We start from the raw sequence: 23581 nt of genomic DNA on the forward strand, positions 1-23581 counted from the left end.
ACGCATAAGTTACATGCGGAATAATCCCGTATCTACCTGCGCGGCGCTGGCTTCCTCCACTGGTAGGCGGGTGATCGCATCATTTCGCGGAATTTGTCACGCCGGGCTATATCGGCATTAACTGAGCGTTCTATCTCCCGTTGATCTGCCGGGGTTAGCTGGTGGCCTTCGTGCTCCAGTTTGGCGGTGGTCAATAAAGCTATTTCGCGTGGTGTCATACGTCATACCCATCTGGAAGGATGAAACACGCCCGGATTAAATTTTATTTTTCGCGGGTATAAACATTCGATGAGGCGGGCAGTCCTTAAGGCTCAGGGTTGCAGAGATTTGGCCTCCCCCTCCCGGTGATAGTTTATTGCTTGATGTGGACGGCTTGCTATATTGGCGGCGAATGCAAATTGTCGCAGAAGTCTATCCCGTTCCTTGACGCCCCGTGCGGGCGTTTTGCTTTTACAAAGTCAGGCCAATGCCTCTGGCTGCTTTCCCCGTCTTACGCTCAATCACGCCCGTGATTCTATCTACTACCGGACTGAATGCCTGCCAGTAAGCCATCTCCATTGCTGACAACTCTGCCCGCTTCCTGTCAAACGTAGCCCAGCGCATCCCCTTTGGCTTCGGGAACATGCGAATGTCATTAAACAGATTATTGGTAAGGTCATTGTTGCCCCATATCGCGCATCGCTGCTGGCGTATCTTCATTCGCATCCTGTCCAGTCTGTCAGCGCTCTGGCTTTTGTAGTGGAGCTTCCAGCATTCCCGGCAGCCAATATCTTTTTTACCGATATACAGCTTTGCAGCCCGCTTCATACAGTGGGGGCAAACGTACCATTCCCGCACGCCATATCCGGCCTGCGTGGTTGTAGTGCGAATCGCCCGCGTCACGCCGTTGATTGTCATGGCGTAGCTGTCGGCTTGCCGGAAGGCATACAACGTTCCGCTTTCGGTCTGGGTATAAAGCTGTGTACCCGGTTCGGCGTCCGTCAGCCTGCGACGCATGTTCGTAAGGAATGGCAACCCTATGCGGGGCAGGTCGGTGGTATAGCTGCGTGTTCTGTCTCTCACTTTCCGATCCCTCCTCTGCGCAACGTTAGGAAATGTTAGGATTTGCGCTGCGCACTGCGCAAAATGAATACGAAATAATATGCGTATTTTACTGTAAATTGCGCACCACTTTTGTAATTTCAAATCAATAAAGCCAGTAACCGCGCGGGGTTGAGGATGGTTTGCGCATTGGTATCCGTTTCGTTTTGCGCAGATTTTTGGTGAACTGCGCAATTCGCAATTTACTGCGCCCAAAACCTTAGCAAAACTTAACATATCCGTGGTGCTACCAACTGCGAATGGACTAATCTGCGCCAGTAATATCAGTCCTCTCCGCTATTTTGCGAATTCGCATTTCGTTCTGCGCAATTTACGACGAATTCGCAATGCCGCCGTTAGAATTCGTCAGATGGTACGCACGCTGAATGCGCAGTTTTGCTGCGTACCTGACTGCGTACTGCGAACCAATGGCGCGAACCAGAATATTTTTGACAACCTAAATCACGTTCTGGCTTCCAGCCCGCGACTGGCGCGGGTTTAGCGCTACTAGGGTTTAAAATCTGTCAAGAACAGTCCAGAATTTACAGCCGTTCTGGTGCAAACCTTACTGCGAACTGTCGCACCCTTTAACACGACACAGAGTACCTCCTTCTAAATATCAGCAATCATGCCGCTGACTCTCGAGACTCTTAAGGATAGCGATAAAAAACCCGCGAAGCGGGTTTCGAATATGATCCAATATGTTAGCTAAAGAGAGCTTTTTTTCGCGCCTTCAATCTCGGCTTTGCAAATATCGTTATTAGTGAAGTTATACTGTAGAAAAATATACCCCTTCTCGGAACCGTCCGCTCTAGCTTCGATAGATACGGAGATCAGGTTATTTTTCAGTGGTTTTTCTTTAGTTCCTTTCCATTCCGCTGACAAAAACCGCTCCTTTTTATCCAAGGACATCATCCAGTATTTAGGCTCTTTCCAGATTGAACCTGATATCAAGAAATCATTTTTATCAGCTTTACCATAGATAGAGGATAGTGAGTCGCTAAGTTCCTCATATTTGGATTTTAAAGCAATGCCAAAACTATCAGTATCAATGCTTTTCCCCACTGCCCTTATTTGACATAGGCCAGCATCTGGGGAGATTAAAAGCCCATAAGCCTCAAATTCAGCATTCTTTTTCGGCAACGATGCGGATGTGTAAAGGTCAGCACTATTTGCCACAGGTTTAAGATCTTCGCCGGTCATATCCTCAATATTCTTTTTAGATAAACCAACATCTAAACCAAACGGTCCTTCGCCCGGGGGTAACAATGGTGCGTTAGTGGCTGCTGCCGATGGTTGTGGTGTTTGTTTTGCAGCAGCAACCGTATTAGCCTGCTCAGTGGGAACTTTGACCTCAGCCAATCCATACATCGCCGAAAGGTACCGCTGTTGTAGCATCGCCATTGTCTGTTCCTGAGTCGCAACAGTCGACAGTTTCAGCGCCTGGACAAGACCACCGCTGTATTGGCTTGCTTCCTTTTTGGCATCGCTGATTTGGACAGCAAGCTTATCAATTTCAGTTTTTAAAACCGCCGCCGCCTCTGGGTCTGGTTTAACACCGCTAATGGCTAAATCAATCTTAGCGCCCGACTCGATAGCGTTGATACGTTGTTCTAAAAGAGCTTTATTAGTTCCCAGCACTTCAAGCCTGGCCGTCGTGAGATTTTTGATTAATCCACCCGTGAACTGCCCCTGCTGCTCTGTTGCTGCGGCTATTTCTTTTTCCGTCTGCGAAAGCTCGCTCTTGAGATTGCTCACTTCCTGCTTTTGCTCAGGGGTTAATTCCTTTGGACCACACCCGGTTAGAAGAGTGGCAGCAATAACGCACGCTAAAATTGTTCTTTTCATGTCCCTATTCCCATTAGTGATATTCGGATAAATCCTAGCACGCAGCTAGTTACCCGTCAGTAGCCTAAGATCAAAACTGACTCAATGCTTCTATATAAGTAAAAATGTGTTGGTTCAGTTGGTTCAGTTGGTTCACTGCCCGCCAGCACGCACCAGCACTGGGTTTTGCTGAACCAACATCGGCGATTTTGTGTTGGTTCAGCGGGGCTTTCTGTTGGTTCACTGCCTGCCAGAGTGAATACCCCTATCAAAGCATGTTGGTTCAAAACGGGCATTTGTTGGTTCAGTGTTGGTTCAAAACGAAAATTAAATCCTTTATAAAACAAAAATCTTTACATATTGAACCAACTGAACTGACTGAACCAACACCCTTTTTACGCATGTGAGAAGTGCTATTCCTCTGATGGAGCGTAATCCTCTGGTTGGAAGGTCAGGACGTAAACGTTAATCTGTCGCCCGTCGATACGCGGTGATTTACGCTGATAACCACGCCCGCTGGCTGGCGGTTTCAGCATCCCGGCATTTTTCAGAACTTCGGCGAACTGCGTCGGGTTAAAGTTCTGCGCGATCTCCTTTTCGAATGCGCCGCGAAAGGTGTAGAAGATTACAGGGTCGCTATCGTGGTTCCCCTTCTGACGATACCCCGCCAGATCCTTAACGGGCATGTCGGCAGAACTGTAGGGGAACGGCGCGAAACGGCTGAACCCATACGCATTAAGAAACGCTTCCGTTTGCTCAATAATCTGCTGGTGCTCTTTGTTCCCCGTACCGAATTCACGCAACCACGCGTTGTAGCTGTGCTGTATCGCATCACGGCATGTCTGAGCATCCCATCCGGTGACAACTTCACCCAGCAACAAAGCAGCCTCCAGAATGGCAAAGCGTGCAGCCACGCGGTGAACCTGCTCGCCATAGTCGGCAGGAATAAGACTGCGCCAGCGGGCTTCACACTCACGCACGGTATCAATGGCCTGCTGCTGGTGGTCTGCCAGCCACCTGATCCACTCCCGCCCGGCAGTGCCGTGATGGTGCTGGTAAGCATCTTTCAGCGCGTCGGCGTGCTGTTTACCGTTCTGGTGTTCGTGGAAACGTACTGCCTTACTCAGCGGAATATTCAGCAGGCGCACCAGTTGCCCGGCTTTGGTCTTGCGTCCGGCGGTGGCGATGAAGGTTTCCAAGTCCATTTCACCAGTGCTGATCGCCACGGTTCGCCAGCGTTTTAAATCGCGGTTGCCACCCTCTTTTGCGCCCTGCAATTTCCCCACGCCGTTAAACAGCGCATAGGCAGACTGTGACACGCTTATCGGGTCTGCCCCCTGTCCAACTTCATCCAGGGGCATCAGCCCGTCATTGTGTGCGGCGGCTTCGTTCGCCAGCCCCAGCGCCGTGCCGTACCACGTCAGGCGCAGTAAGTCCGGGTTGCCGTATAAACTGCTCGCCACGTTCGCCGTGGTGGTTTTACCCGCGCTCGACTGTTCATAGAAGTGAATGCCGAAACCGTCAGCGCCAGCCAGCCCGATTAACGGTGCTGCCAGTGCGGCGGCAATGCCCGTCATCATCGCGTAGTTACCGTATGCCAGCCGCGCAACACTGTTACGCCAGCTCTCTGAGGTTCCCGCTACGCTGTACCCGGCGGCGGCAGAACTGCGTCCACTGAATAAAACGGGTTGCGCAGGTGCGCCGATAATTTCCCCATCCGGCATAATGTATGCCCCGCACTGCCAGCCACTAGCGTGAGCAACGCGCCACAATTCACGCGAGCCGCTACGCTGTAGCCAGTCAGCCAGAATCGCCCGCAAGCTGCTCTTGGTGGTGACGTTAACCCCGCCCGCTTTCAGGGTGCGCCATCCCTCGCGCTCGCCAATGTCAGCCAGGGGGATAGCCGCTGTTGTCGGTATGCCTGCGCCAAAGGCCAGCCAGCGCAATATCAGGTACTGATCCTTATCGTCCCGCCCGGTGCCGATAACGTCCATCGATGAGGCCAGCCAGCTTTCATTGTTGATAATCTCGCCGCTTTCCTTGTCCACCTTAGGCGTGATCCAGTAAACGCCATCTTTGCGGCTCTCAATGCGGGGTTTTAGCGGGTCTTTCTCTGGCTGGTCAGTTTTACCGCCCTCAATGGCCTGTAGTTGTGGTTTCACGCATTCCCCCTGCGGCTGGTACATCGAATCATTAAACGCAGCCGTAGCGACTTCCAGCCCGTGTTGATGGTGGTAGTCGTTCCAGTCAGCTTTGTAGTCTGTCGGCGGCACGGCAACATAGCCCGCCACGGCAGAAGCGGCTTTCTCCGCCCGTTCAGTGCCAGTATTGGGCTTGTCATCCAGTCGGTCGTTATCAGCGGCAATGATGATCTGCGCCTGTGGGTACTGCTGGCGCATAAACTCCGCCACTGGCAGCAGGTTGCCCGCATCAATGGCGCACACTGTCAGTGCGTCAGGCCGCATCAGGTGAGTAGATAAAGTCGTTGCCAGCCCTTCGGCAATGATCACCTTCTGCGGCTGTCCCGGTGCGTTAACGGCGTGATATGCCCCACGCTTTGCTGAACCTGTCAGGAGTCGTTTTTCACCCTGCGGGGTGATGGTCTGCGCCGCCACCACTGCGCCTGATTCATCCACCAGCGGCAGGAGTAACGAACCATCGGACATAACCGGGTAATTGAACCCGGTCAGCCCTTTTGATTGCAGGTAATCAGATTCGCCCTGTGTGACGTTCTGGCGCATTCCGGCATACAGACGGGTAAACGTTGCCCTTCGCTGCTCTGCGTCCTCTGCTGCCTGTTGCTGGCGCTCCTGCTCACGCTGCTGGCGGTCAGCCTCCAGTTGCTCCCTTCTCTGGCTCGCTGCCGTCTGGTCGGTTTGTGCTGCCCGGTAATCAATACCCAGCACATCAGCGGCAAGGTGCGCCGCCTCTGTTGTGTCGCAATTGTTCACCCGCTTGATTAAATCCAGCCCGTCGCCCGCGCCGCACTGATTGCAGATAAAGCTGCCGCGCCCGTTGTCGTCGAACCGGAAGCGATCCGTACCGCCACATGCAGGGCAGGGGGCATGACGGCGTGATGAATCAGGCACGTCGATAGACAGGCCAGCCAGCACATAAGGCCAGTTACCAGCGGCGGCGGTGGTCACTTCGCGGATAAGGTCGATATTACGCATTGTGTCGCTCCCTCAGTGCGCCGCTGGCATTTCAGGCCAGCCGTTTTCATCCAGATCAGCAATGAAGTGATCGTGTAGCTCTGCCAGCGTTTCACGTCCGAACGGGGTCAGCTCTCCGCGTTCCGCATCCAGCATGGCGCGGTAGAACACAATGGCGTTCTCTGTTCCTTGCTCAACGCCGTAGCGCTCAATCATTGCGCCCTCGATGTTGTTCGCCATCGCCAGCCGTTCAGCAAACGGGTAAATCACCATGCCCGCATTACCATTGGAGTAAATCGCCACCTGCGATGTTGTGCCGTCAGCCTCCGTGACGTAGGTTGTGCCGTTTTCGCGCTTCATCTCAGAAATGAACGTGGCAGCAATCAGCCAGCGCCACATAGTCAGGTTATGCTGCGCGGTGAAGTCGAACCAGCCACGCGCCCCGCCGTCAGCCACTGCAAAATGCAGGGCAAATCCTTCATCGGGTATTTCGTCATACCTGCCGCTATCGAGATGAGTTACCGCGTCTGAATAGGGAACAAGGCAAACATGCTCATACATCCCGGCATCATTGCGGGTCATGATGTTTACGCCGTCCGGTGTGGCTTCTGCGTGGAACAGGTCGGGATTTCCCGGTTTAATGGTCAGTATATTGCTCATGCTTTGCCCTCCCGTTCTGCCAATTCTTCAATCAGCCATGCGGCAACATCACCGGAAAGGCGCTTTAACAGAGTGGCGATTGCGGATACTTCGCTATCGGCAAGGTGGTGGGGGAAGTCTTCAACCAGACGGGCAATTATTTCAGTCTGGTGCGCGCGTTCTGCGACCTGCTCTAAGGTGAGTTCACGGCTCATGCTGCTACCTCCAGACGGATACGGCCTGCAAAGAAACAGACGTGATCCTGCGCCAGCGTGCGGCGGGCTTCGCGCTCAGTTTCAGCAGCAATGTGATGGATTTTGGCGGCTATTGTCGGCATATCGCGGCGAACGGCAGCGATTAACCAGATGAAATGCGGATTTTGGGTAGGGGTAGTAGCCATGATGGCAGCCTCTATACAGTGAATTTTGAATTCACCACCAAGAGACGCCAATCTCAGACTGGTGGTGAGCTGAACAAGGTTGGCGTAACCGGCCTGTATAGACACCGGCCTTCCTTTCGGAAGCCTCATCCAGCCCACCATAATTTGGGTGCGCAGGAATTTTGCCGACAAAAAAACACGCTTAGTGCGTGTCGGCACTATACAGGTTATCGGGACGCCAATCCCGACACCAGATTTTGCTGGTGCGCTATAACCATAAACCGGGTTGGCGATAGTCGGCAAGCCCTTTTTTATGGACTCCAGAAACTCACCTTCGCGCACGCGCGTACTGGTCTCGAAACTCTCCTCGTCACCACGACGAGAAAATGAGGAGCTGGCATTAGCTGGCACTGTTATGCCAGCTTTACCCTCATGCGTGTGCGCGATCCCGCGCAAGGTACACATCAGGCCAGCCAGGGGAAAGGCTTTATTCTGGACGGCGGCATTAAGCATGATTAGCCCCCAGATGTTTAGCTAACCAGCGCTGAGAGAGGCGGATTAGCTCGGCTTTACGCAGGTCATATCCCATACCCATATCAATCAGCGTAATGTTGGTACTCTCCAGGTAGGTGAGGTGTTCCAGTTGCCCGGCGTTCATGCTGTCGCGTGGTTCGCCAGTAATGCTATTCGCCTGCGCCCACTGCTTCGCTGTCATGCCACCCAAAACAATGCGGGCGATCATATTACTCTCGTTGCTGTAGTGGCGAGCCTGCGTCTGTTTACCCTGTTCTGCGCGGGCGCTTTCCAGTGCTACGCACATCGGTTTAAACAGGTTGGCGGCACCGATACGGGCTTTGAGCTGGCGGCGATACTGAGCGGCAATCTCTGGCACGCTGCGCTGTAGGGCTTCTTCACACTGAATAAAGTAACGGCGAACGGCGCGACCTTGTTCGTTTCGCTCAACCATTGCCAGTTCTTTAGCCATTCCCAGAGAAAGGCCATAATCTTTACTGCGACGGTCGCCGCCACGCTTTGTCACCCATCCGGGGCTACCCTGTTCAAAATTTGAACTTTGATTCCTGAAATCTGAGGAATCAAAAACCACGTAATCAGCACTCAGGCTAAAGCCATATTCATCAATGCGTAGTTTGATCCAGGTTGAAAAGTCGTTACCTACTCCGAGCGCTTTATGCAGTGCCTTAGCGCTAACAATACTGGCCTCACGCCCGCCAATTTGACCGGAAATAACGGGAACAATCGCGGCAAAGTCATTATTGCTATGTTCGCCCTGGCAAGTGTTGGATTGTGGGGCGGCCTCCGAATGGAATCGGCTTTTTTCGATAGTCATGTTTTCGGCTCCGTTATGCGGCGTTAAACGCGTCCGGGTAGAGGTTCAGAATGTCGGAAATATCCTGCTGAGATAACCCGTGATGTTCATTAATGGCGGCGTTATGGTTCACAAGCTGGATCACCTTGAGAACATCGCCACGGCAGGAAAAGCGGTAGCGCAGGTGTGCGCCGATACCATCCGGGTTTTTCTCGTCGATACGCTCCAGTTGAATATCAAGCTGGCGCTCCAGTTCAGACGCATAATTACGCCCGGATGAAAGACGGCAGTAGCGCAGAATATCATTTTCTGTCCATCCCTCTACGCCAGTGCGCAGCATATAGACTCGGGCGCGGTGTTTCTTTGGGGTTCGCTTAGGTACTTGTACCGGGCTGGTGGTCGGCGTAATATCAGACGTGCGAATATCTGAGTTAGCCGCCTGCTGTACGGGGCGGTTTTTCTTTTCCATTACGCCACCTTTCCCCGGCGCTCAGCCAGCCAGTTATTAATCTCTACCGCATCAAAGGCGGTCACGTTATCGGTGAGTTTTACCGGGCGCGGCAGAGTACCGTTCTTAACCCAGCGGTCAATAGTTGGCATGGAAACACCCAAAAGTTCCGGCATACGAAAACGGCGGATGTATCCAGTAGTGGGAAGTGCTGATTGTGCGGCTTGAGAGGCTGTCATATGTCCCGTAACTCCTGTGATAGCTGGTGATGGAAAGGCTATCAATAGCAGTTCACAATCTCGCCGAGTTTTAGAAAATTCCTCCGAGTTATGAGATTGTTTGCTTGAAGCTAACGGCACATCTTCATTGGCGAAAACTAACCATAATTACCTATAACCGGCTTTTTCCAACCAATCCCGTAAAGAGTCATCCGTTACGTCAGGAAATTTAACCTCATTTGCCATATGGCTTAATCTATCCATAATATTTTTGATGGAAAGCGTTTTTAGTTCGTCTTGCGTCACGCCTAGAGCATTTATTAGATAGGCAATAAATCTAGATTGCTTTGCCGTTTCCCTAATTTTTGGCTTAGCCTTAATTGATTCAGATACGGTCAATCTATCTTCTGGTAAATCTATACCTTGGACTCCACAATTGTAAATTAGCTCTATATCCTCCCTGCTTAGATAAACATCATTCATACTCAAAACAATTGGCTGAGCATCGTAGCAATACGCATAAACAGGTCTAATTAAAATATCATCTACCGACAGCACCGGGCGGTCTTCACCAACATATGGAGCGCCTAGTTTTGCAATAGGAATCGCGCAGAACAAATCTTGCGGAAAGACCATTAGCTCATCATTTTCAATTAAATACATCCCTTCCAAAACGGATGCCATACCATCAAAGTAGCCCACAAAATCCAGTGTTTTTTTATTTTTATCGATGATGAATGCGGTATCTATCATTGGCGAAGTTGGATTCAATCCGCCTCGTGAGGCTACAGGTATAAGGTCAATATATTCTTTTGAAATATCCCCATATTCATATGGGTTATCATAGTTATTCAATGTAACCGTCAGAGTACCTTCCACTGAACTTTGTTTAAATTCAATCATAGGATTCAGATGATTCATCCATGCTGAGAAGTCTGATAATTCGCACTTCAATAGTGTTGCTGCTCTGTTTAGTGAGCACCACGGTAATGGAGGGATGGAATTTTTTTCCCAGATATTACTTAATTTGCCATGTGCCATAACGTTACCTTTTACGTCATGCCTTTAAAGTGATTGAGCCAGGCGGTAAGGCTTCCCGCTTTTCACCCCGTCGGGCTAGGCTCAACCAGTTCAGTTAGTTTGCCTTTCTAATAGGCATCACGTTGTAATCCTCGCCACGTTCCAGCGCCACCAGCAGATCACACCACAACGTAAGTGCTGCTTTGCGTTCATCGAAATACTGGTAGCGGTTATAAATCCCCTCAACGCCCTTAATACGGTGATTCAGGCAGCGTTCAGCTACCACGGGATCCACACCTAACGCCGCAAGATGGGTGCGGGCAGTGCGCCGGAAGTCATGAATGGTGTAATTCGGTACGTCTGGCATTTCAGCGCGAACCTTTGCCAGCGCAACGGGTAGGGTGCTTTCCTGAATATGGGGAATCATCCGGCTTTGCATCTTTCTGGCTGGCAGCACCCATGCTGTATTACATGAGAATGTGTGAAGCTCACGTAGCCATGCTACGGCTGGTGGGGGGAGTGGTATGTCGATAGCATCGCCGTTTTTGCTGCGTTCTTCGGGTAAGTGCCAGATAGCCCCGTCTAAGTCGAACTCCTCCCAGCGGGCGGCGCATAACTCCATCTTACGCACACACAACGTCAGCAGTAGCTTGAAGGTAAGCTCGTTCTGACGGCTGAATCCCTTAGCCATACGCATAGCCTGAAACAGTCGGATTAGTTCATCACGAGTTAACCAGCGGTCACGGGCAACCTCTTTCCCCCCAGCGTCTGACACCTCAAAAGCTGAACAGGGGTTAATCTCCAGTGCGTGCCGTTTGATGCCGTAATCGAATATGCGGCGCGTCCAGCGTAGAACGTCTGTAGCGATGGTTGGCGCTCCACGGTCAACAATGCCTTTCAGCATGTCGTCAATGTGGCGGGGCTTCACGTCCTCCACCTTCATGTTACCAATGCAGGGGTTTATATCTTTGTCGATACGGCGGCGCAGAATGTCGGGGTGCTTCCAGCGCGGCAGTATCTGACGCTCAAAGTATTCAGCCGCCAGATCTGAAACGCGCATAGCGTTCATCTCTGCTTCCATCTTCGCCAGTGCTTCGGTTTTGCGCTCCTGCTTCTCTCCGGCAACGTCATAGCCCAGCGATACACGCGCCGATAATTCTTTGGCGGATTCTCTGGCTTTGGCTAATGACAGTTCAGCATAAGAGCCAATTAGCATAGCGCGGGACTTCCCGGCAAGTTTATAGCGGAATCTCCATGTAGGGATTTTGTCGGCCGCACGGTAACGCAGGTATAAACCGTTCCCATCTGCCCGCCCCTCGAATCGCTCCCCGCTCTTAATCCATGCACGGATCTGCATATCAGTCAGTTTTGGCATTTTGCGAATATCCAAACTTTGAATAGGGGGTGTACCCAAAGTGATGTACACAAACCTCATTGGGTACACCTTTGTGTACACTCTAATCATGCGCTTTGTTGCGTCGTTATGATAGCCCATGATAACAAAAAAGCCCGCTGGGTTGCGGGCTTGTTGTGATCTATGCGTCGTCTTGAATCTTGCTGATAGTTTACTCGATATTCTGAATCTGCTCGCGCATCTGCTCAATCAGGACCTTCAGTTCAATTGCTGAATTGGTCACCTCTGCATTGATAGACTTAGACGCCAGCGTGTTCGACTCGCGGTTGAACTCCTGCATCATAAAGTCGAGACGGCGGCCTACCGCTTCTTTCTTCTTCAGGATGTTGTAGGTCTCTTTAACGTGCGCTTCCAGACGATCCAGCTCTTCAGCCACGTCTACACGCTGCGCCATCAGCACCAGCTCTTGTTCCAGACGGTTGTTTTCCAGCTGGACTTCCGCCTCTTCCAGTTTGGCGACAAGACGCTCACGCTGCCATTGCAGCACTTCTGGCATATGAGCGCGCACTTTAGCCACTTCGGCGCTCACGCCTTCAAGGCGTTGCTCAATCATCGCTTTCAGCGCCTGGCCTTCGGTTTCGCGGGCAACGATAAAGTCATCCAGCGTGCCGTCGAGTGCAGCCAGGATTTCAGCGGTAATCGCGTCCAGATCCTGCTCTCCGGCGGCCATCACGCCAGGCCAGCGCAGAATATCAACCGGGTTGATCTCGCCTTCATCGCTTTGCATTTTGACCCAGTTCGCCGCATTAACCAGCTGTTTTGCCAGCTTTTCGTTCAGGATCAGTTCGCCCTGGGCACTGGCATCGGGCTCAAAACGCAAATTACATTCCACTTTCCCGCGGGTCAGACGCGTACGGATACGCTCACGCACCACGGGCTCCAGGCTGCGCAACTGTTCCGGCATACGGAAATATGTTTCCAGATAGCGCTGGTTTACCGAGCGCATTTCCCAGGTAGCGCTACCCCAGCTACCCTTGATTTCACGCCGGGCGTAGGCGGTCATACTGCGGATCATAGACATTCCCGTTTTTAAAGGAGAGATGGGGGGATTATAGCTTTCAGGGGCTTCTCAGGATAGGAATAAGCGTCCTTTATCCGTATAATGCGCAGCCACATTCGTTTCAAGCCGGAGAATCCATCATGCGTCCAGCAGGTCGTAGCGCCAACCAGGTGCGTCCCGTCACCCTGACCCGTAACTATACAAAACACGCTGAAGGCTCCGTGCTGGTTGAGTTTGGTGACACCAAGGTGCTTTGCACCGCGTCCATCGAAGAGGGCGTGCCTCGCTTCCTGAAAGGTCAGGGGCAGGGGTGGATCACCGCCGAATACGGTATGTTGCCGCGCGCAACCCATACCCGTAATGCCCGTGAAGCGGCAAAAGGTAAGCAGGGCGGCCGTACTATGGAGATCCAGCGCCTGATCGCACGTGCGCTCCGCGCCGCGGTTGACTTAAAAACGCTGGGTGAGTTCACCATCACGCTGGATTGCGACGTGATCCAGGCCGATGGCGGCACGCGTACGGCCTCCATTACCGGTGCTTGTGTGGCGCTGGCAGATGCGCTGAACAAGCTGGTTGCCGCCGGTAAGCTGAAAACCAACCCAATGAAAGGGATGGTTGCTGCTGTCTCCGTTGGTATTGTTAACGGCGAAGCGCTTTGCGATCTGGAATACGTTGAAGATTCTGCCGCAGAAACCGACATGAACGTGGTGATGACCGAAGATGGTCGCATCATTGAAGTGCAGGGCACGGCAGAAGGCGAGCCATTCACTCACGAAGAACTGCTCACCTTGCTGGCGTTGGCCCGAGGGGGTATTGAATCTATTGTAGCGACGCAGAAAGCGGCGTTAGAAAATTGATTTTAAGGCGACCAATGAGTCGCCTTTTTTTTGCCTGTAAGACTGAAAAGACAAAGGAGCAAATCCATGAAATCGTATCAGCGCCAGTTTATTGAGTTTGCGCTTAACAAGCAGGTACTTAAGTTTGGCGAGTTCACGCTGAAATCCGGTCGTAAAAGCCCGTATTTCTTCAACGCCGGGCTGTTTAATACCGGGCGCGATTTGGCACTGTTAGGCCGCTTCTATGCCGAAGCGCTGGTAGATTCCGGGATTGATTTCGATCTGCTGTTTGGCCCCGCGTACAAAGGCATTCCAATTGCAACCACCACGGCGGTGGCGCTGGCGGAGCACCATGACCGCGACGTACCGTACTGCTTTAACCGTAAAGAGGCCAAAACCCACGGTGAAGGCGGCAATCTGGTCGGCAGTGCGTTGCAGGGCCGCGTGATGCTGGTGGATGACGTGATCACCGCAGGCACCGCGATCCGTGAATCGATGGAGATTATCCAGGCTAACGGTGCAACGCTTGCGGGTGTGCTGATTTCGCTTGATCGTCAGGAACGCGGGCGTGGCGACATCTCTGCTATTCAGGAAGTGGAACGCGATTATGGCTGCAAAGTGATCTCTATCATCACGCTGACAGACCTGATTGCATATCTGGAAGAGAAGCCTGAGATGGCGGATCACCTGGCGGCAGTAAAAGCGTATCGCGAAGAGTTCGGGGTTTAATTGCGTTGCCCGGTGGCGCTACGCTTACCGGGCCTACCTGTTCGTAGGCCGGATAAGGCGAAGCCGCCATCCGGCGATGGCGTTACTGTAATTGTGCTGCCACTAACGGCCAGCGGGCGTCAAAATCGTCCGTTGGTCGATATTTAAACTCGCTGCGCACAAACCGGGAGAGCATCCCTTCGCAAAATGCCAGGATCTGGCTTGCCAGCAGCGTCTCATCCGTATTATATCCCTCACCTTCCCGCATTTTCTTCTCGCGCAGAACCTGACGAAGCTGGGCTTCGATACGCTCAAAAAGCTGGTTTATACGGCCTTGCAGACGATCCTGTTCAAACATCAGCGCGTGGCCAGTCAGAATACGGGTCAGACCCGGGTTACGTTCACCAAAGCCCAGAATCAGCAGCACAATCAGACGCAGACGCGTGCTGGTGTCTTTTTCATCCTTCAGAATCAGGTTGATGCGCGTGATCAGGCTATCTTCGATAAACTCGATCAGGCTGTCGAACATCCGGGTTTTGCTCGGGAAATGACGATACAGCGCCGCCTCTGACACGCCCACAGAGGCCGCCAGCTTGGCGGTGGTGATGCGTTGACTGCCGTCGCTGGATTCAAGCATCAGAGCCAGAGATTGAAGTATTTCTTCGCGACGATTCCTTTTCGCGGTTTGTTTTTCTGCCATGTTACAAAATACCCCTGAAAATAAGCACTTGTCAGGCTGGCAACCACACAGCGACCCGCAAACTGACGTTTGCGGTTTGTTATTGCATTATGGCGCTGTGAGATGCGTGTTTGTCGGGCGGTTATTTGCGCCCGGAATGGCCGAAGCCGCCTTCGCCACGGTCGGTAGCGTCGAAGTCTGCCACCAGGTTAAATTCTGCCTGCACCACCGGTACAAACACCATCTGCGCAATACGCTCGCCCGGTTCAATGGTGAAGCTGTCCTGGCCACGGTTCCAGACGGATACCATCAGCTGACCCTGATAGTCAGAGTCGATCAGGCCGACCAGGTTACCCAGCACGACGCCATGCTTATGGCCCAGGCCAGAGCGCGGCAGGATCACCGCTGCCAGTGACGGGTCAGCAATGTGAATCGCCAGCCCGGTCGGGATCAGGGTCGTTGCACCCGGCGCCAGTTCTACGGCGTCATCGAGACAGGCGCGCAGGTCAAGACCGGCAGAGCCGGAGGTGGCATACGTTGGCAGCGGAAATTGCTCGCCAACGCGCGGGTCCAGAATCTTAACGTCGATTTTTTTCATCATAACGGGTAACGATCTCGTCCAGTAATTGTTGGCCCAGGAGTTCTTTGCGCTCAAGCGGTAAGACTTTATCTCCATCCTGCCAGAAAAGGTGCAATGCGTTGCTGTCGCTGTTAAATCCTTGAGTGGACAGCGATACGTCGTTCGCGCAAATCAAATCGAGGTTTTTGCGGGTACGTTTTTGCCGGGCATATTCTTCCACATTATTCGTTTCTGCGGCAAACCCAACAACGTAAGGACGATGAGTTTTCAATGCGGCGACACCGGCAACGATATCCGGATTCTTCACCATTTTTATTGTTAATTCATCACCTTGCTTTTTAATTTTGGCGTCGGCAATGGTTTCGGCGCGGTAATCAGCGACGGCCGCACAGCCGATAAAAATATGCTGCTGTTGAGCATGCGCCTGTACGGCGGCTTCCATTTCCAGCGCGGTAGTTACATCAATACGCCGCACAAACGCAGGGGTGGTAAGCGACACCGGGCCGCTCACCAGCGTCACGTTCGCGCCGCGTTTGGCTGCCGCGGCAGCAATCGCAAAGCCCATTTTGCCGGAGCTGTGGTTGGTGATGTATCGCACCGGATCCAGCGGCTCGCGCGTGGGGCCCGCGGTAATCATGATGTTGAGATGTTGCAGATCGTTGACAGGCGAGAAATGGGCGGCGGCCATATCAACAATCGTCAATGGGTCGAGCATACGCCCTGGCCCCACGTCGCCACAGGCCTGGCTGCCGCTCTCCGGTCCCCAAATTAGCAGGCCGCGCGAGGCCAGCGTATCCAGATTATGCTGGGTAGCGGCGTTGCGATACATCTGCTGGTTCATTGCGGGTACAACCGCGACGGGCGCAGGCGTGGCGAGGCAAATGGTCGTTACCAGATCGTTCGCCATCCCGGCCGCCACGCGGGCAATTACATCTGCCGTGGCGGGGGCAAGGATAACCAGATCGGCCCATTTCCCCAGCTCAATATGGCCCATTGCGGCTTCGGCTGCCGGGTCGAGAAGGCTGTCGGATACCGGGTATCCCGAGACGGCTTGCAGGCTCAGCGGGGTGATAAAGGCTTTGCCGCCTTCGGTGATCGCGACCCGTACGTCGGCCCCGCGCTCGCGCAAACGGCGCACCAGGTCTGGCGTTTTATAGGCAGCAATACCGCCGCTGACGCCAAGAACGATTTTTTTACCGGCCAGGCTCATCATGATTCTTTCCTGTTGGGTTTCACCAGAGAGCGGGCATTTTATCACAATCCCTAAAACGGGGTGATGATGTCCTCAATTCACTTTGCGAGGCGCTACGCAAGAACGAAACGCCAGCGTCGAGCCCCGAATTTGCCTGTGGCAGCATAATGGCAAACAGAAGGAGGCCGGGCATGGAAGAGACTGAACTGCTGCTACCGCGTGAAAAAATGCTGCGCCATGGCGTCACATTGTTAAAGGACGACGAGCTGCTGGCGCTCTTTTTACGCACAGGCACGCCGGGGAAAACGGTATTTACGCTGGCGAAAGAGCTGATAGAGCATTTCGGCTCACTGTATGGATTGTTGACCGCCGAGCTGGAGGCGTTTACGCACGTTGAGGGTATTGGCGTGGCGAAATATGCCCAGTTACGGGGCATTGCCGAGCTGGCCCGGAGATTTTACAACGTGCGTATGGAAGAAGAAGACCCGATCCTCACCCCCGATATGACCCGCGAATTTCTGCAAAGCCAGCTTTCCGATCTGGAGCGGGAGATCTTTATGGTGATCTTTCTCGACAACAAAAACCGGGTACTGAAACATACCCGCCTTTTTTCGGGAACATTGAGCCACGTTGAGGTGCATCCGCGTGAAATTGTGCGGGAAGCGATAAAATTGAATGCAGCCGGCGTGATCCTCGCGCATAATCACCCCTCTGGCTGTGCAGAACCAAGCAGAGCTGACAAAGCAATTACCGAACGTATTATCAAATGCTGTCAATTCATGGACATTCGTGTGCTGGACCATCTGATAATTGGCCGCGGAGAGTACATTTTTTTTGCCGAACGTGGCTGGATTTAGGCCTTTTCTCGCGATCCATCGGGATCTTTGTCTGTTCGGGACTTGAGCACACCGCCGAGTCAGCGTATACTACGCCACCTTTGAGAATCTCGGGTTTGGCATTTGGGCCTGGCAATCGAGAGTTCAATAGAACTATGCGATGACCGGGCTGTAAAGCCTGACGAGGCGCCGATACCCCATACGAAGCTCGAGCTAATTTGATTTTTGGAGAATAGACATGTCCCGAGTCTGCCAAGTTACTGGCAAGCGTCCGGTGACCGGTAACAACCGTTCCCACGCACTGAACGCGACTAAACGCCGTTTCCTGCCGAACCTGCACTCTCACCGTTTCTGGGTTGAGAGCGAGAAGCGTTTTGTCACCCTGCGCGTATCTGCTAAAGGTATGCGTGTAATCGATAAGAAAGGCATCGATACAGTTCTGTCCGAACTGCGTGCCCGTGGCGAAAAGTACTAAGTACTTAAAGAGGAAATAAATCATGGCTAAAGGTATTCGCGAGAAAATCAAGCTGGTTTCTTCTGCTGGTACAGGTCACTTCTACACCACCACGAAGAACAAACGTACTAAGCCGGAAAAACTGGAACTGAAAAAATTCGATCCAGTTGTACGCCAGCACGTACTGTACAAAGAAGCTAAAATCAAATAATTTTAGTCTCCTTGTATTGAAAAACCCCGCAACTGCGGGGTTTTTTGCATTCTGCATCTCAACGGAGGAACCATGCCTGAATTACCTGAGGTAGAGACCAGCCGCCGCGGCATTGAGCCCCATCTGGTTGGCGCGACTATTCTTCATGCTGTCGTTCGCAACGGGCGTCTGCGCTGGCCGGTGTCCGATGAGATCCACGCGTTAAGCGATAAACCCGTCCTGAGCGTACAGCGCCGCGCGAAATACCTGCTGCTGGAGCTGCCTGACGGCTGGATCATTATCCATCTGGGCATGTCGGGAAGCCTGCGCATCCTCACCGAAGAGTTGCCTGCGGAAAAGCACGACCACGTTGATCTGGTGATGAGTAACGGCAAGGTGCTGCGTTACACCGACCCGCGTCGCTTTGGTGCATGGCTGTGGACCAAAGAGCTGGAAGGGCACAACGTGCTGGCGCATCTTGGACCTGAGCCGCTCTCAGAGGCGTTTAACGCGGATTATCTCAAAGAGAAGTGCGCGAGAAAGAAAACCCCGATCAAACCCTGGCTGATGGATAACAAGCTGGTCGTGGGCGTGGGGAATATCTATGCCAGCGAATCGTTGTTTGCCGCCGGGATCCATCCCGATCGGCTGGCCTCTTCGCTGTCTGCGCAGGAGTGCGAGCTGCTGGTCAGAGTGATTAAAGCGGTACTGCTGCGCTCAATTGAGCAGGGCGGGACGACGCTGAAGGATTTTCTGCAAAGCGACGGGAAGCCGGGCTATTTTGCGCAGGAGTTGCAGGTTTATGGTCGTAAGGGGGAACCGTGCAGAGCATGCGGGACGCCGATTATTGCCACGAAGCACGCTCAGCGCGCCACGTTTTACTGTCGTCAGTGCCAGAAGTAGGGTTACTTTAACTTTTCCATCAACGCCTGGTGGACGTTAACCGGCAGAAAGTGGGTAACGTCCCCGCGATGGCGCGCCACCTCTTTTACCAGCGAAGAAGAGATGAAGGACCACTCTTTGGAGGGCATCAGGAATACGCTCTCCAGCTCCGGCATCAGATGGCGGTTCATGTGCGCCAGCTGCATCTCATATTCGAAGTCTGCTACCGCGCGAAGACCGCGGATCAGGATATTGGCCTGCTGAGCACGGGCAAAGTTTGCCATCAAATCGCTGAATCCGACGACCTCAACATTCGACAAATGCGAAATCGCATCGGTGGCAAGCTGCACGCGTTCGTTCAGGTCGAACATCGGCTTTTTGCTCGGGCTGGCGGCAATGGCCAGAATCACCTTGTCGAACATACACGCCGCACGGGTGATGATATCAAGATGACCGTTAGTGATCGGATCGAAGGTACCCGGATAAATCGCTTTTGTGCTCATGGCTCACGTTTTCTCTGAGTAGCCGCGGTTCAGCGCCCACAGCTCGGTGTATTTATTGAAAGTATACTGGGCATTCACTACCGCCAGTAACCAGCCCTGTTTGCCGTCCAGCACGCCACCACGTAGCAGCAGCGTTTTCAGAAACGCGCCCAGCGTGTGGGTGAAGATGCCGGTCAGCGTGGCCTTCTTGCCGCGCGCATGCCGCTCCTGTGCCCAGGCGGTGGCATAGTTCAGCTGTTTCCGCTGGAAGCTGGCGAAATCGCGGCAGGTCAGATGAAGCAGATCGCCCGTCAGGGGGATGACCTGAGCGTTATCGCAGGCCAGAGACTCATGGACCAGGTTGTCGTTGTACTGATAACGCTCGCGGGCATAGAGGCGCATCACGCGGTCGGGGTACCAGCCGCTGTGGCGCATAAAGCGGCCCAGGAAATAGTTACGACGCGCGATACTGTAGACCGCGCCGGGCTGTGGCGCGGCAAGCACCGTTTGAATGGCCTGTCGGAGTTCCGGGGTGACGCGCTCATCGGTATCGATCATCAACACGTAATCGCCCGTGGCGTAACTCTGCGCACGCTGACGCTGAATACCGTAGCCCTGCCAGTCGGTGTCGGTAAAGACTTTTGCCCCGGCTGCACGGGCAACGTCCGCCGTATTGTCCGTACTTCCGGAATCGAGAATGACGATTTCGTCAGCCCAGGCAACAGAGGCCAGGCAATCCGGAAGCAGGTCGGCGGCGTTTTTGGCGATCATCACGACCGACAGACGCGTTGACATTAGTGGCTCCGCTGCGGCAGGTAAGGTTGCAGAAGTTGCAGCAGACGGGTCAGTGCGCCCTGGTTCTGATGCAGGACTTCAACGGCGTGACGACCGTACCACAGGCGGTAATCTTCGTCAGTCAGAAGGGTTGAGACCTCTTTGACCACCGAGTCCGCATCGGTCACGGTGATTAAGCCATCGGCTTGCTGCAATTTCGCGCAGATATCTTTGAAGTTAAACGTGTGTGGACCCATCAGCACGGGAATGGCGTGGGCTGCCGGCTCCAGCGGGTTATGACCACCGCGCTCCACCAGGCTTCCGCCAACGAAAGCAAGATCGGCAATCCCGTACAGCAGCATCAGTTCGCCCATCGTATCGCCAATCACCACCTGCGTGCTGCCAGAGGGGATTTCACCGCTGCTGCGCAGGGTGAAGCTGAAACCGCCTTTTTGCACCATCTCCCGGGCATCTTTAAAACGCTCAGGATGGCGAGGAACCAGAATCAGCAGTAAATCAGGGAATTTTTCCAGCAGCTGGCGGTGAGCCTGAAGAATAATGGCCTCTTCGCCGTCATGGGTGCTGGTGGCAATCCAGACCTGGCGACGCGGCGCCCACTGACGACGCAGCGTCACCGCACGGGCGGCGAGTTCAGGGGTGACGGAAATATCGAACTTCAGGCTACCCGTGACCGCAAGCTGGTTGCGCTTCAGGCCGAGGGCGATAAAGCGCGCGGCATCTTCTTCGTTCTGCGCGGCGATCAGCGTAATTTTGCTGAGCAGGCGACGCATAAATTTACCCAGCTTGCCGTACCCTTTCGCCGAGCGTTCCGACAGACGCGCGTTGGCGATAACCAAAGGAATTTTACGGGCATGCAGGGCGGAAATCATATTCGGCCACAGTTCGGTTTCCATGACGATCACCAGTTTAGGGCGAACGGTATTCAGGAAACGGTTCATGGCGCAGGGGAGATCGTACGGCAGGTAGACGTGATGCACGTCTTTACCGAAGGCAGACATCACGCGCTCTGAGCCGGTTGGCGTCATCGTGGTGACGGTGATGGGCAGTGACGGATAACGATGGCGTAAGGCACGCACCAGTGGAATGGCGGCCAGCGTTTCCCCAACTGACACGGAATGCAGCAGAATACCGTCCGGCGCCACTTTATTGCGGCAGTAGCCATAGCGTTCGGCCCAGCGTTTACGGTACGCAGGCGCTTTACGGCTACGAAGCAACAGTCGCAGCCACACCAGTGGCTGAATGATGTAGAGCAGGGCGGTATACAACAATTCCAAGCGATTATCCGTTTTTTTAGTTTCGGCCGGGAAATTCTAAGCATTTAAGCGTGCTAAAGCTATCTCTTATGCCAGATACCGTTTTAAACGGAAGTAGCGTCGGCCCAGGCGCCAGCGCAAACGCGGGCTTTTGGCACTTTTCCAGATGAGCTTCCAGATCCCGGTGTCGAAGAACTCTTTGATTATCATTGATTTCTTCGCTTCATCCTTCATGTTGTCGAAGGTATGAATAATTCCCAGACCCTCTTTGGCGATTTGCCAGTGACAGGCCGGGATATTTTTCACTTTATCCGGGTAGCGCTGGTTAATGGCATCTAGCATCTTCAGGATCTTCATGTAATGGCGCGCTGAGCGAATCAGCGTGTCGTCATTATCCGGGGTGTGCGATACCGAGGCGGAGTGAATGTAGTAGTCGTAAAAGCGTTCGCTGGTGTACTGAACGCGTTCTGCAGCAAGCAGCACCTCAGTCGTCCACGGGATATCCTGATGGCGCAGGCCAGGCTCGAAACGAAAGCCGTGCTGACGAATAAAATCGTGACGATAGATATTCAGCCAGGTCACATGCAGGAACTTACGTGAATCCAGCGCCGTTTTTAACCATGCCGCGCCATTCATGACGCTCGTTGAGGCGAGCTTATCTTCAGGGAAGATAGGGCGAGACGGTTTTTTGTTATTTTCCCAGACGTAGTTGCCATTGCAGGTGGCGACATCCAGGTTCTGCGTGACGGCCATATCCAGCAGACGCTGGTACATGCCGGGTTTGAAGACATCATCAATATCCGGGAAAGAGAGATATTGGCCGGTCGCAACGGCCAGGCCGGTATTACGCGCGATGGACACGCCCTGATTAGGTTGTTCAATAACCTGCATCTGTGGCAGCTGTTCGCGCCATTTTTCGACAATCTGCATCGAGCGGTCAGTAGAGCCGTCATTCACGATGATGACTTCCATACTGTCGATATGTTGATTTACAAGGCAGGTAAAGAACTGATCGAGAAAAGCTTCACCGTTATAAACGGCAACCACCACGCTTAATAAAGGCGCTGAATTTTGCATATGAAACCTGATTATTTTTGGTTGTCGACCAAAGCAATGTATTGCTGGCAAATGGCGTTGATACCGAACGATGCGATCGTTTCGCGATCAACAACCGGCGGAGAGGCATACAGTTCTGCCAGTGTTTTCGCCAGTGATTCGTCGGTTAACGCGGTCAGACCGCGCGCCAGGGGGCCAGTAAGGATCTCAGCAGGGCCGCCAGGGCAGTTTGTACTCACCGGTGGGGTCTGACAGATAATGGACTCTACCAGTACATTACCAAAACCTTCGCAGTCGGAACTTAACACTAAAAGGCGTGCACCTTTGATCCACGGATAAGGATTGGTTTCAAACGGGCGGAAGACGATCTTGTTTTCAATTCCCAGCTTAGCGGCAAGCTGTTTGAGCTGGTTAATTTTCACGTCAGAGCCTTTGCCCATCAACACCAGTGATGCGTCAATCTTGCTCATCGCGAACGCGCGAAGCAGCCGGTCGTGACGTTTGTGCTCATGAAAACGGCCAACGTGGATAATGTAATTCTGCCCCTGCATCTCAAAGGGCGCTTCCGCCAGACGCTGAATTTCAGGGATATCAAACGGGTTATGGATAACCGCTTTGCGCCGCAGGGGGATCGCGAGTACTTCAGACAGATCGTGCAGCACGGCGCCGGATACCGCCACCACGTTGCGGTTTTCATAGGTATGACGAATTTTATAATGCTTAAACCAGCGAGAAAGCCCGCTGCGATGGCGCAAATAGGAGAAGGAGAACATCCCGTGTACGCAAAACCAGACCTTATCGCGATCCAGCACGCGGCTGTGCGCCACGATACGGTCGGTTTTATGCAGATGCGAGAAGACGACGTCAAATTTACCGCTGCGTTCTGCCTGCTCAATGGCGCGATCCAGCAAACGGGCGCGACGCGGGATCTCGGTCAGCTTCCGCCAGGGTTTTTTACAGGTATCCTGCACGACCTGAAAATCGATGCCTTCCGGAATGGCGTAGTCGCACACCTTCCGTAAGGAGAAAAGGGTGACCTGATGCCCCAGTTCTGTCAGTCCGCTGGAGAGGGTGAGAACCGTTTTTTCGGCTCCTCCACCGGGTAAACCATCAATAATCATTAGGATGCGCATT

General features: G+C 53.2%; 27 protein-coding genes. 6 read left to right on the forward strand and 21 right to left on the reverse strand.

The window, feature by feature from the left end:
• Positions 1-32 precede the first annotated feature (32 nt).
• The 13 genes from HWQ15_RS23180 to HWQ15_RS08935 all read right to left on the reverse strand — a co-directional run bounded on the left by HWQ15_RS23180 (position 33) and on the right by HWQ15_RS08935 (position 12519).
• On the reverse strand, positions 33-218 hold the full coding sequence (locus HWQ15_RS23180) for a hypothetical protein (RefSeq protein ID WP_071786473.1): 186 nt from the start codon (positions 216-218) through the stop codon (positions 33-35).
• Between the two features lie 232 nt (positions 219-450).
• Positions 451-1062, reverse strand: a complete 612-nt coding sequence (locus tag HWQ15_RS08880; RefSeq protein WP_023308800.1) for a hypothetical protein — start codon at positions 1060-1062, stop codon at positions 451-453.
• Positions 1063-1788: 726 nt separating this feature from the next.
• The gene (locus HWQ15_RS08885) at positions 1789-2928 is read right to left on the reverse strand and encodes a hypothetical protein (RefSeq protein ID WP_023308801.1); all 1140 of its coding nucleotides are present in this window, start codon (positions 2926-2928) and stop codon (positions 1789-1791) included.
• A gap of 392 nt (positions 2929-3320) precedes the next feature.
• A complete protein-coding gene (locus HWQ15_RS08890) occupies positions 3321-6080 on the reverse strand; it encodes a TOPRIM and DUF927 domain-containing protein (protein ID WP_023308802.1) in 2760 nt (919 codons plus the stop codon).
• 12 nt (positions 6081-6092) lie between these two features.
• Positions 6093-6719, reverse strand: a complete 627-nt coding sequence (locus HWQ15_RS08895; protein ID WP_023308803.1) for a hypothetical protein — start codon at positions 6717-6719, stop codon at positions 6093-6095.
• Positions 6716-6913 (reverse strand): hypothetical protein, encoded by a 198-nt coding sequence (locus tag HWQ15_RS08900; RefSeq protein WP_023308804.1) that lies wholly within the window; start codon positions 6911-6913, stop codon positions 6716-6718. Before HWQ15_RS08900 ends, HWQ15_RS08895 begins: the two co-directional genes overlap by 4 nt.
• The gene (locus HWQ15_RS08905) at positions 6910-7590 is read right to left on the reverse strand and encodes a host cell division inhibitor Icd-like protein (protein WP_023308805.1); all 681 of its coding nucleotides are present in this window, start codon (positions 7588-7590) and stop codon (positions 6910-6912) included. The genes HWQ15_RS08900 and HWQ15_RS08905 overlap by 4 nt, the downstream gene beginning before the upstream one ends.
• Positions 7583-8425, reverse strand: a complete 843-nt coding sequence (locus HWQ15_RS08910) for an antA/AntB antirepressor family protein (RefSeq protein ID WP_155019826.1) — start codon at positions 8423-8425, stop codon at positions 7583-7585. Before HWQ15_RS08910 ends, HWQ15_RS08905 begins: the two co-directional genes overlap by 8 nt.
• A 13-nt stretch (positions 8426-8438) precedes the next feature.
• Complete coding sequence (locus tag HWQ15_RS08915; RefSeq protein ID WP_155019827.1) at positions 8439-8873, reverse strand: hypothetical protein; 435 nt, start codon at positions 8871-8873, stop codon at positions 8439-8441.
• The gene (locus HWQ15_RS08920) at positions 8873-9091 is read right to left on the reverse strand and encodes an AlpA family transcriptional regulator (RefSeq protein WP_032653018.1); all 219 of its coding nucleotides are present in this window, start codon (positions 9089-9091) and stop codon (positions 8873-8875) included. The genes HWQ15_RS08915 and HWQ15_RS08920 overlap by 1 nt, the downstream gene beginning before the upstream one ends.
• A gap of 147 nt (positions 9092-9238) precedes the next feature.
• Positions 9239-10111 carry a hypothetical protein gene (locus tag HWQ15_RS08925; protein WP_131824813.1) on the reverse strand — a complete coding sequence of 291 codons (873 nt, stop codon included), beginning with the start codon at positions 10109-10111 and terminating at the stop codon, positions 9239-9241.
• Positions 10112-10205: 94 nt separating this feature from the next.
• A complete protein-coding gene (locus HWQ15_RS08930; RefSeq protein WP_155019828.1) occupies positions 10206-11525 on the reverse strand; it encodes a site-specific integrase in 1320 nt (439 codons plus the stop codon).
• A 130-nt stretch (positions 11526-11655) separates the two neighbouring features.
• On the reverse strand, positions 11656-12519 hold the full coding sequence (locus HWQ15_RS08935) for a YicC/YloC family endoribonuclease (RefSeq protein ID WP_063147159.1): 864 nt from the start codon (positions 12517-12519) through the stop codon (positions 11656-11658).
• Between the two features lie 125 nt (positions 12520-12644).
• On the opposite strand from HWQ15_RS08935, the gene rph reads away from it, so the two are divergent.
• Positions 12645-13361 carry a ribonuclease PH gene (gene rph, locus HWQ15_RS08940; protein WP_015570044.1) on the forward strand — a complete coding sequence of 239 codons (717 nt, stop codon included), beginning with the start codon at positions 12645-12647 and terminating at the stop codon, positions 13359-13361.
• Between the two features lie 66 nt (positions 13362-13427).
• The gene (gene pyrE, locus HWQ15_RS08945) at positions 13428-14069 is read left to right on the forward strand and encodes an orotate phosphoribosyltransferase (protein WP_023305206.1); all 642 of its coding nucleotides are present in this window, start codon (positions 13428-13430) and stop codon (positions 14067-14069) included.
• A gap of 82 nt (positions 14070-14151) precedes the next feature.
• On the opposite strand, the gene slmA is transcribed toward pyrE, so the two are convergent.
• From slmA to coaBC, 3 genes are all read right to left on the reverse strand, one after another.
• Entirely contained in the window at positions 14152-14748 is a 597-nt protein-coding gene (gene slmA, locus HWQ15_RS08950; RefSeq protein WP_003860901.1) for a nucleoid occlusion factor SlmA, read from the reverse strand.
• Positions 14749-14869: 121 nt separating this feature from the next.
• A complete protein-coding gene (gene dut, locus HWQ15_RS08955) occupies positions 14870-15328 on the reverse strand; it encodes a dUTP diphosphatase (protein ID WP_015570042.1) in 459 nt (152 codons plus the stop codon).
• On the reverse strand, positions 15306-16517 hold the full coding sequence (gene coaBC, locus HWQ15_RS08960) for a bifunctional phosphopantothenoylcysteine decarboxylase/phosphopantothenate--cysteine ligase CoaBC (protein WP_087878399.1): 1212 nt from the start codon (positions 16515-16517) through the stop codon (positions 15306-15308). Before coaBC ends, dut begins: the two co-directional genes overlap by 23 nt.
• A 173-nt stretch (positions 16518-16690) precedes the next feature.
• Between coaBC and radC the strand changes: the two genes are divergently transcribed.
• The 4 genes from radC (at position 16691) to mutM (ending at position 18882) form a co-directional block, all read left to right on the forward strand.
• Positions 16691-17356, forward strand: a complete 666-nt coding sequence (gene radC, locus HWQ15_RS08965) for a DNA repair protein RadC (protein ID WP_063148969.1) — start codon at positions 16691-16693, stop codon at positions 17354-17356.
• Positions 17357-17573: 217 nt separating this feature from the next.
• On the forward strand, positions 17574-17810 hold the full coding sequence (gene rpmB / locus HWQ15_RS08970; protein ID WP_002436699.1) for a 50S ribosomal protein L28: 237 nt from the start codon (positions 17574-17576) through the stop codon (positions 17808-17810).
• Between the two features lie 22 nt (positions 17811-17832).
• On the forward strand, positions 17833-18000 hold the full coding sequence (gene rpmG / locus HWQ15_RS08975; protein ID WP_003024094.1) for a 50S ribosomal protein L33: 168 nt from the start codon (positions 17833-17835) through the stop codon (positions 17998-18000).
• Positions 18001-18072: 72 nt separating this feature from the next.
• Positions 18073-18882, forward strand: a complete 810-nt coding sequence (gene mutM, locus HWQ15_RS08980) for a bifunctional DNA-formamidopyrimidine glycosylase/DNA-(apurinic or apyrimidinic site) lyase (protein WP_023305207.1) — start codon at positions 18073-18075, stop codon at positions 18880-18882.
• A gap of 2 nt (positions 18883-18884) precedes the next feature.
• Here mutM and coaD read toward each other — a convergent pair whose 3' ends face one another.
• The 5 genes from coaD to HWQ15_RS09005 all read right to left on the reverse strand — a co-directional run bounded on the left by coaD (position 18885) and on the right by HWQ15_RS09005 (position 23580).
• Positions 18885-19364, reverse strand: coding sequence for a pantetheine-phosphate adenylyltransferase (coaD, locus tag HWQ15_RS08985; protein ID WP_022646622.1), 480 nt, complete (start codon positions 19362-19364; stop codon positions 18885-18887).
• A gap of 3 nt (positions 19365-19367) precedes the next feature.
• On the reverse strand, positions 19368-20138 hold the full coding sequence (locus tag HWQ15_RS08990; protein WP_022646623.1) for a glycosyltransferase family 2 protein: 771 nt from the start codon (positions 20136-20138) through the stop codon (positions 19368-19370).
• Complete coding sequence (gene waaA, locus HWQ15_RS08995; RefSeq protein WP_003860874.1) at positions 20138-21412, reverse strand: lipid IV(A) 3-deoxy-D-manno-octulosonic acid transferase; 1275 nt, start codon at positions 21410-21412, stop codon at positions 20138-20140. Before waaA ends, HWQ15_RS08990 begins: the two co-directional genes overlap by 1 nt.
• Before the next feature lie 66 nt (positions 21413-21478).
• Entirely contained in the window at positions 21479-22468 is a 990-nt protein-coding gene (locus HWQ15_RS09000) for a glycosyltransferase (protein WP_063148968.1), read from the reverse strand.
• 11 nt (positions 22469-22479) lie between these two features.
• Entirely contained in the window at positions 22480-23580 is a 1101-nt protein-coding gene (locus tag HWQ15_RS09005; RefSeq protein ID WP_046621790.1) for a glycosyltransferase, read from the reverse strand.
• Between the last annotated feature and the right edge of the window lies 1 nt (position 23581).

The sequence above is a fragment of the Enterobacter sp. DSM 30060 genome (assembly GCF_013375955.1).
Lineage (GTDB): Bacteria > Pseudomonadota > Gammaproteobacteria > Enterobacterales > Enterobacteriaceae > Enterobacter > Enterobacter intestinihominis.

What these genes read in the sequence shown, in the direction of transcription:
- HWQ15_RS23180 (WP_071786473.1), bottom strand. Translation starts at nt 218, where the DNA reads ATGACACCACGCGAAATAGCTTTATTGACCACCGCCAAACTGGAGCAC.
- HWQ15_RS08885 (WP_023308801.1), bottom strand. Translation starts at nt 2,928, where the DNA reads ATGAAAAGAACAATTTTAGCGTGCGTTATTGCTGCCACTCTTCTAACC.
- HWQ15_RS08890 (WP_023308802.1), bottom strand. Translation starts at nt 6,080, where the DNA reads ATGCGTAATATCGACCTTATCCGCGAAGTGACCACCGCCGCCGCTGGT.
- HWQ15_RS08895 (WP_023308803.1), bottom strand. Translation starts at nt 6,719, where the DNA reads ATGAGCAATATACTGACCATTAAACCGGGAAATCCCGACCTGTTCCAC.
- HWQ15_RS08900 (WP_023308804.1), bottom strand. Translation starts at nt 6,913, where the DNA reads ATGAGCCGTGAACTCACCTTAGAGCAGGTCGCAGAACGCGCGCACCAG.
- HWQ15_RS08905 (WP_023308805.1), bottom strand. Translation starts at nt 7,590, where the DNA reads ATGCTTAATGCCGCCGTCCAGAATAAAGCCTTTCCCCTGGCTGGCCTG.
- HWQ15_RS08910 (WP_155019826.1), bottom strand. Translation starts at nt 8,425, where the DNA reads ATGACTATCGAAAAAAGCCGATTCCATTCGGAGGCCGCCCCACAATCC.
- HWQ15_RS08915 (WP_155019827.1), bottom strand. Translation starts at nt 8,873, where the DNA reads ATGGAAAAGAAAAACCGCCCCGTACAGCAGGCGGCTAACTCAGATATT.
- HWQ15_RS08920 (WP_032653018.1), bottom strand. Translation starts at nt 9,091, where the DNA reads ATGACAGCCTCTCAAGCCGCACAATCAGCACTTCCCACTACTGGATAC.
- HWQ15_RS08925 (WP_131824813.1), bottom strand. Translation starts at nt 10,111, where the DNA reads ATGGCACATGGCAAATTAAGTAATATCTGGGAAAAAAATTCCATCCCT.
- HWQ15_RS08930 (WP_155019828.1), bottom strand. Translation starts at nt 11,525, where the DNA reads ATGAGGTTTGTGTACATCACTTTGGGTACACCCCCTATTCAAAGTTTG.
- HWQ15_RS08935 (WP_063147159.1), bottom strand. Translation starts at nt 12,519, where the DNA reads ATGATCCGCAGTATGACCGCCTACGCCCGGCGTGAAATCAAGGGTAGC.
- rph (WP_015570044.1), top strand. Translation starts at nt 12,645, where the DNA reads ATGCGTCCAGCAGGTCGTAGCGCCAACCAGGTGCGTCCCGTCACCCTG.
- pyrE (WP_023305206.1), top strand. Translation starts at nt 13,428, where the DNA reads ATGAAATCGTATCAGCGCCAGTTTATTGAGTTTGCGCTTAACAAGCAG.
- slmA (WP_003860901.1), bottom strand. Translation starts at nt 14,748, where the DNA reads ATGGCAGAAAAACAAACCGCGAAAAGGAATCGTCGCGAAGAAATACTT.
- dut (WP_015570042.1), bottom strand. Translation starts at nt 15,328, where the DNA reads ATGATGAAAAAAATCGACGTTAAGATTCTGGACCCGCGCGTTGGCGAG.
- coaBC (WP_087878399.1), bottom strand. Translation starts at nt 16,517, where the DNA reads ATGAGCCTGGCCGGTAAAAAAATCGTTCTTGGCGTCAGCGGCGGTATT.
- radC (WP_063148969.1), top strand. Translation starts at nt 16,691, where the DNA reads ATGGAAGAGACTGAACTGCTGCTACCGCGTGAAAAAATGCTGCGCCAT.
- rpmB (WP_002436699.1), top strand. Translation starts at nt 17,574, where the DNA reads ATGTCCCGAGTCTGCCAAGTTACTGGCAAGCGTCCGGTGACCGGTAAC.
- rpmG (WP_003024094.1), top strand. Translation starts at nt 17,833, where the DNA reads ATGGCTAAAGGTATTCGCGAGAAAATCAAGCTGGTTTCTTCTGCTGGT.
- mutM (WP_023305207.1), top strand. Translation starts at nt 18,073, where the DNA reads ATGCCTGAATTACCTGAGGTAGAGACCAGCCGCCGCGGCATTGAGCCC.
- coaD (WP_022646622.1), bottom strand. Translation starts at nt 19,364, where the DNA reads ATGAGCACAAAAGCGATTTATCCGGGTACCTTCGATCCGATCACTAAC.
- HWQ15_RS08990 (WP_022646623.1), bottom strand. Translation starts at nt 20,138, where the DNA reads ATGTCAACGCGTCTGTCGGTCGTGATGATCGCCAAAAACGCCGCCGAC.
- HWQ15_RS09000 (WP_063148968.1), bottom strand. Translation starts at nt 22,468, where the DNA reads ATGCAAAATTCAGCGCCTTTATTAAGCGTGGTGGTTGCCGTTTATAAC.
- HWQ15_RS09005 (WP_046621790.1), bottom strand. Translation starts at nt 23,580, where the DNA reads ATGCGCATCCTAATGATTATTGATGGTTTACCCGGTGGAGGAGCCGAA.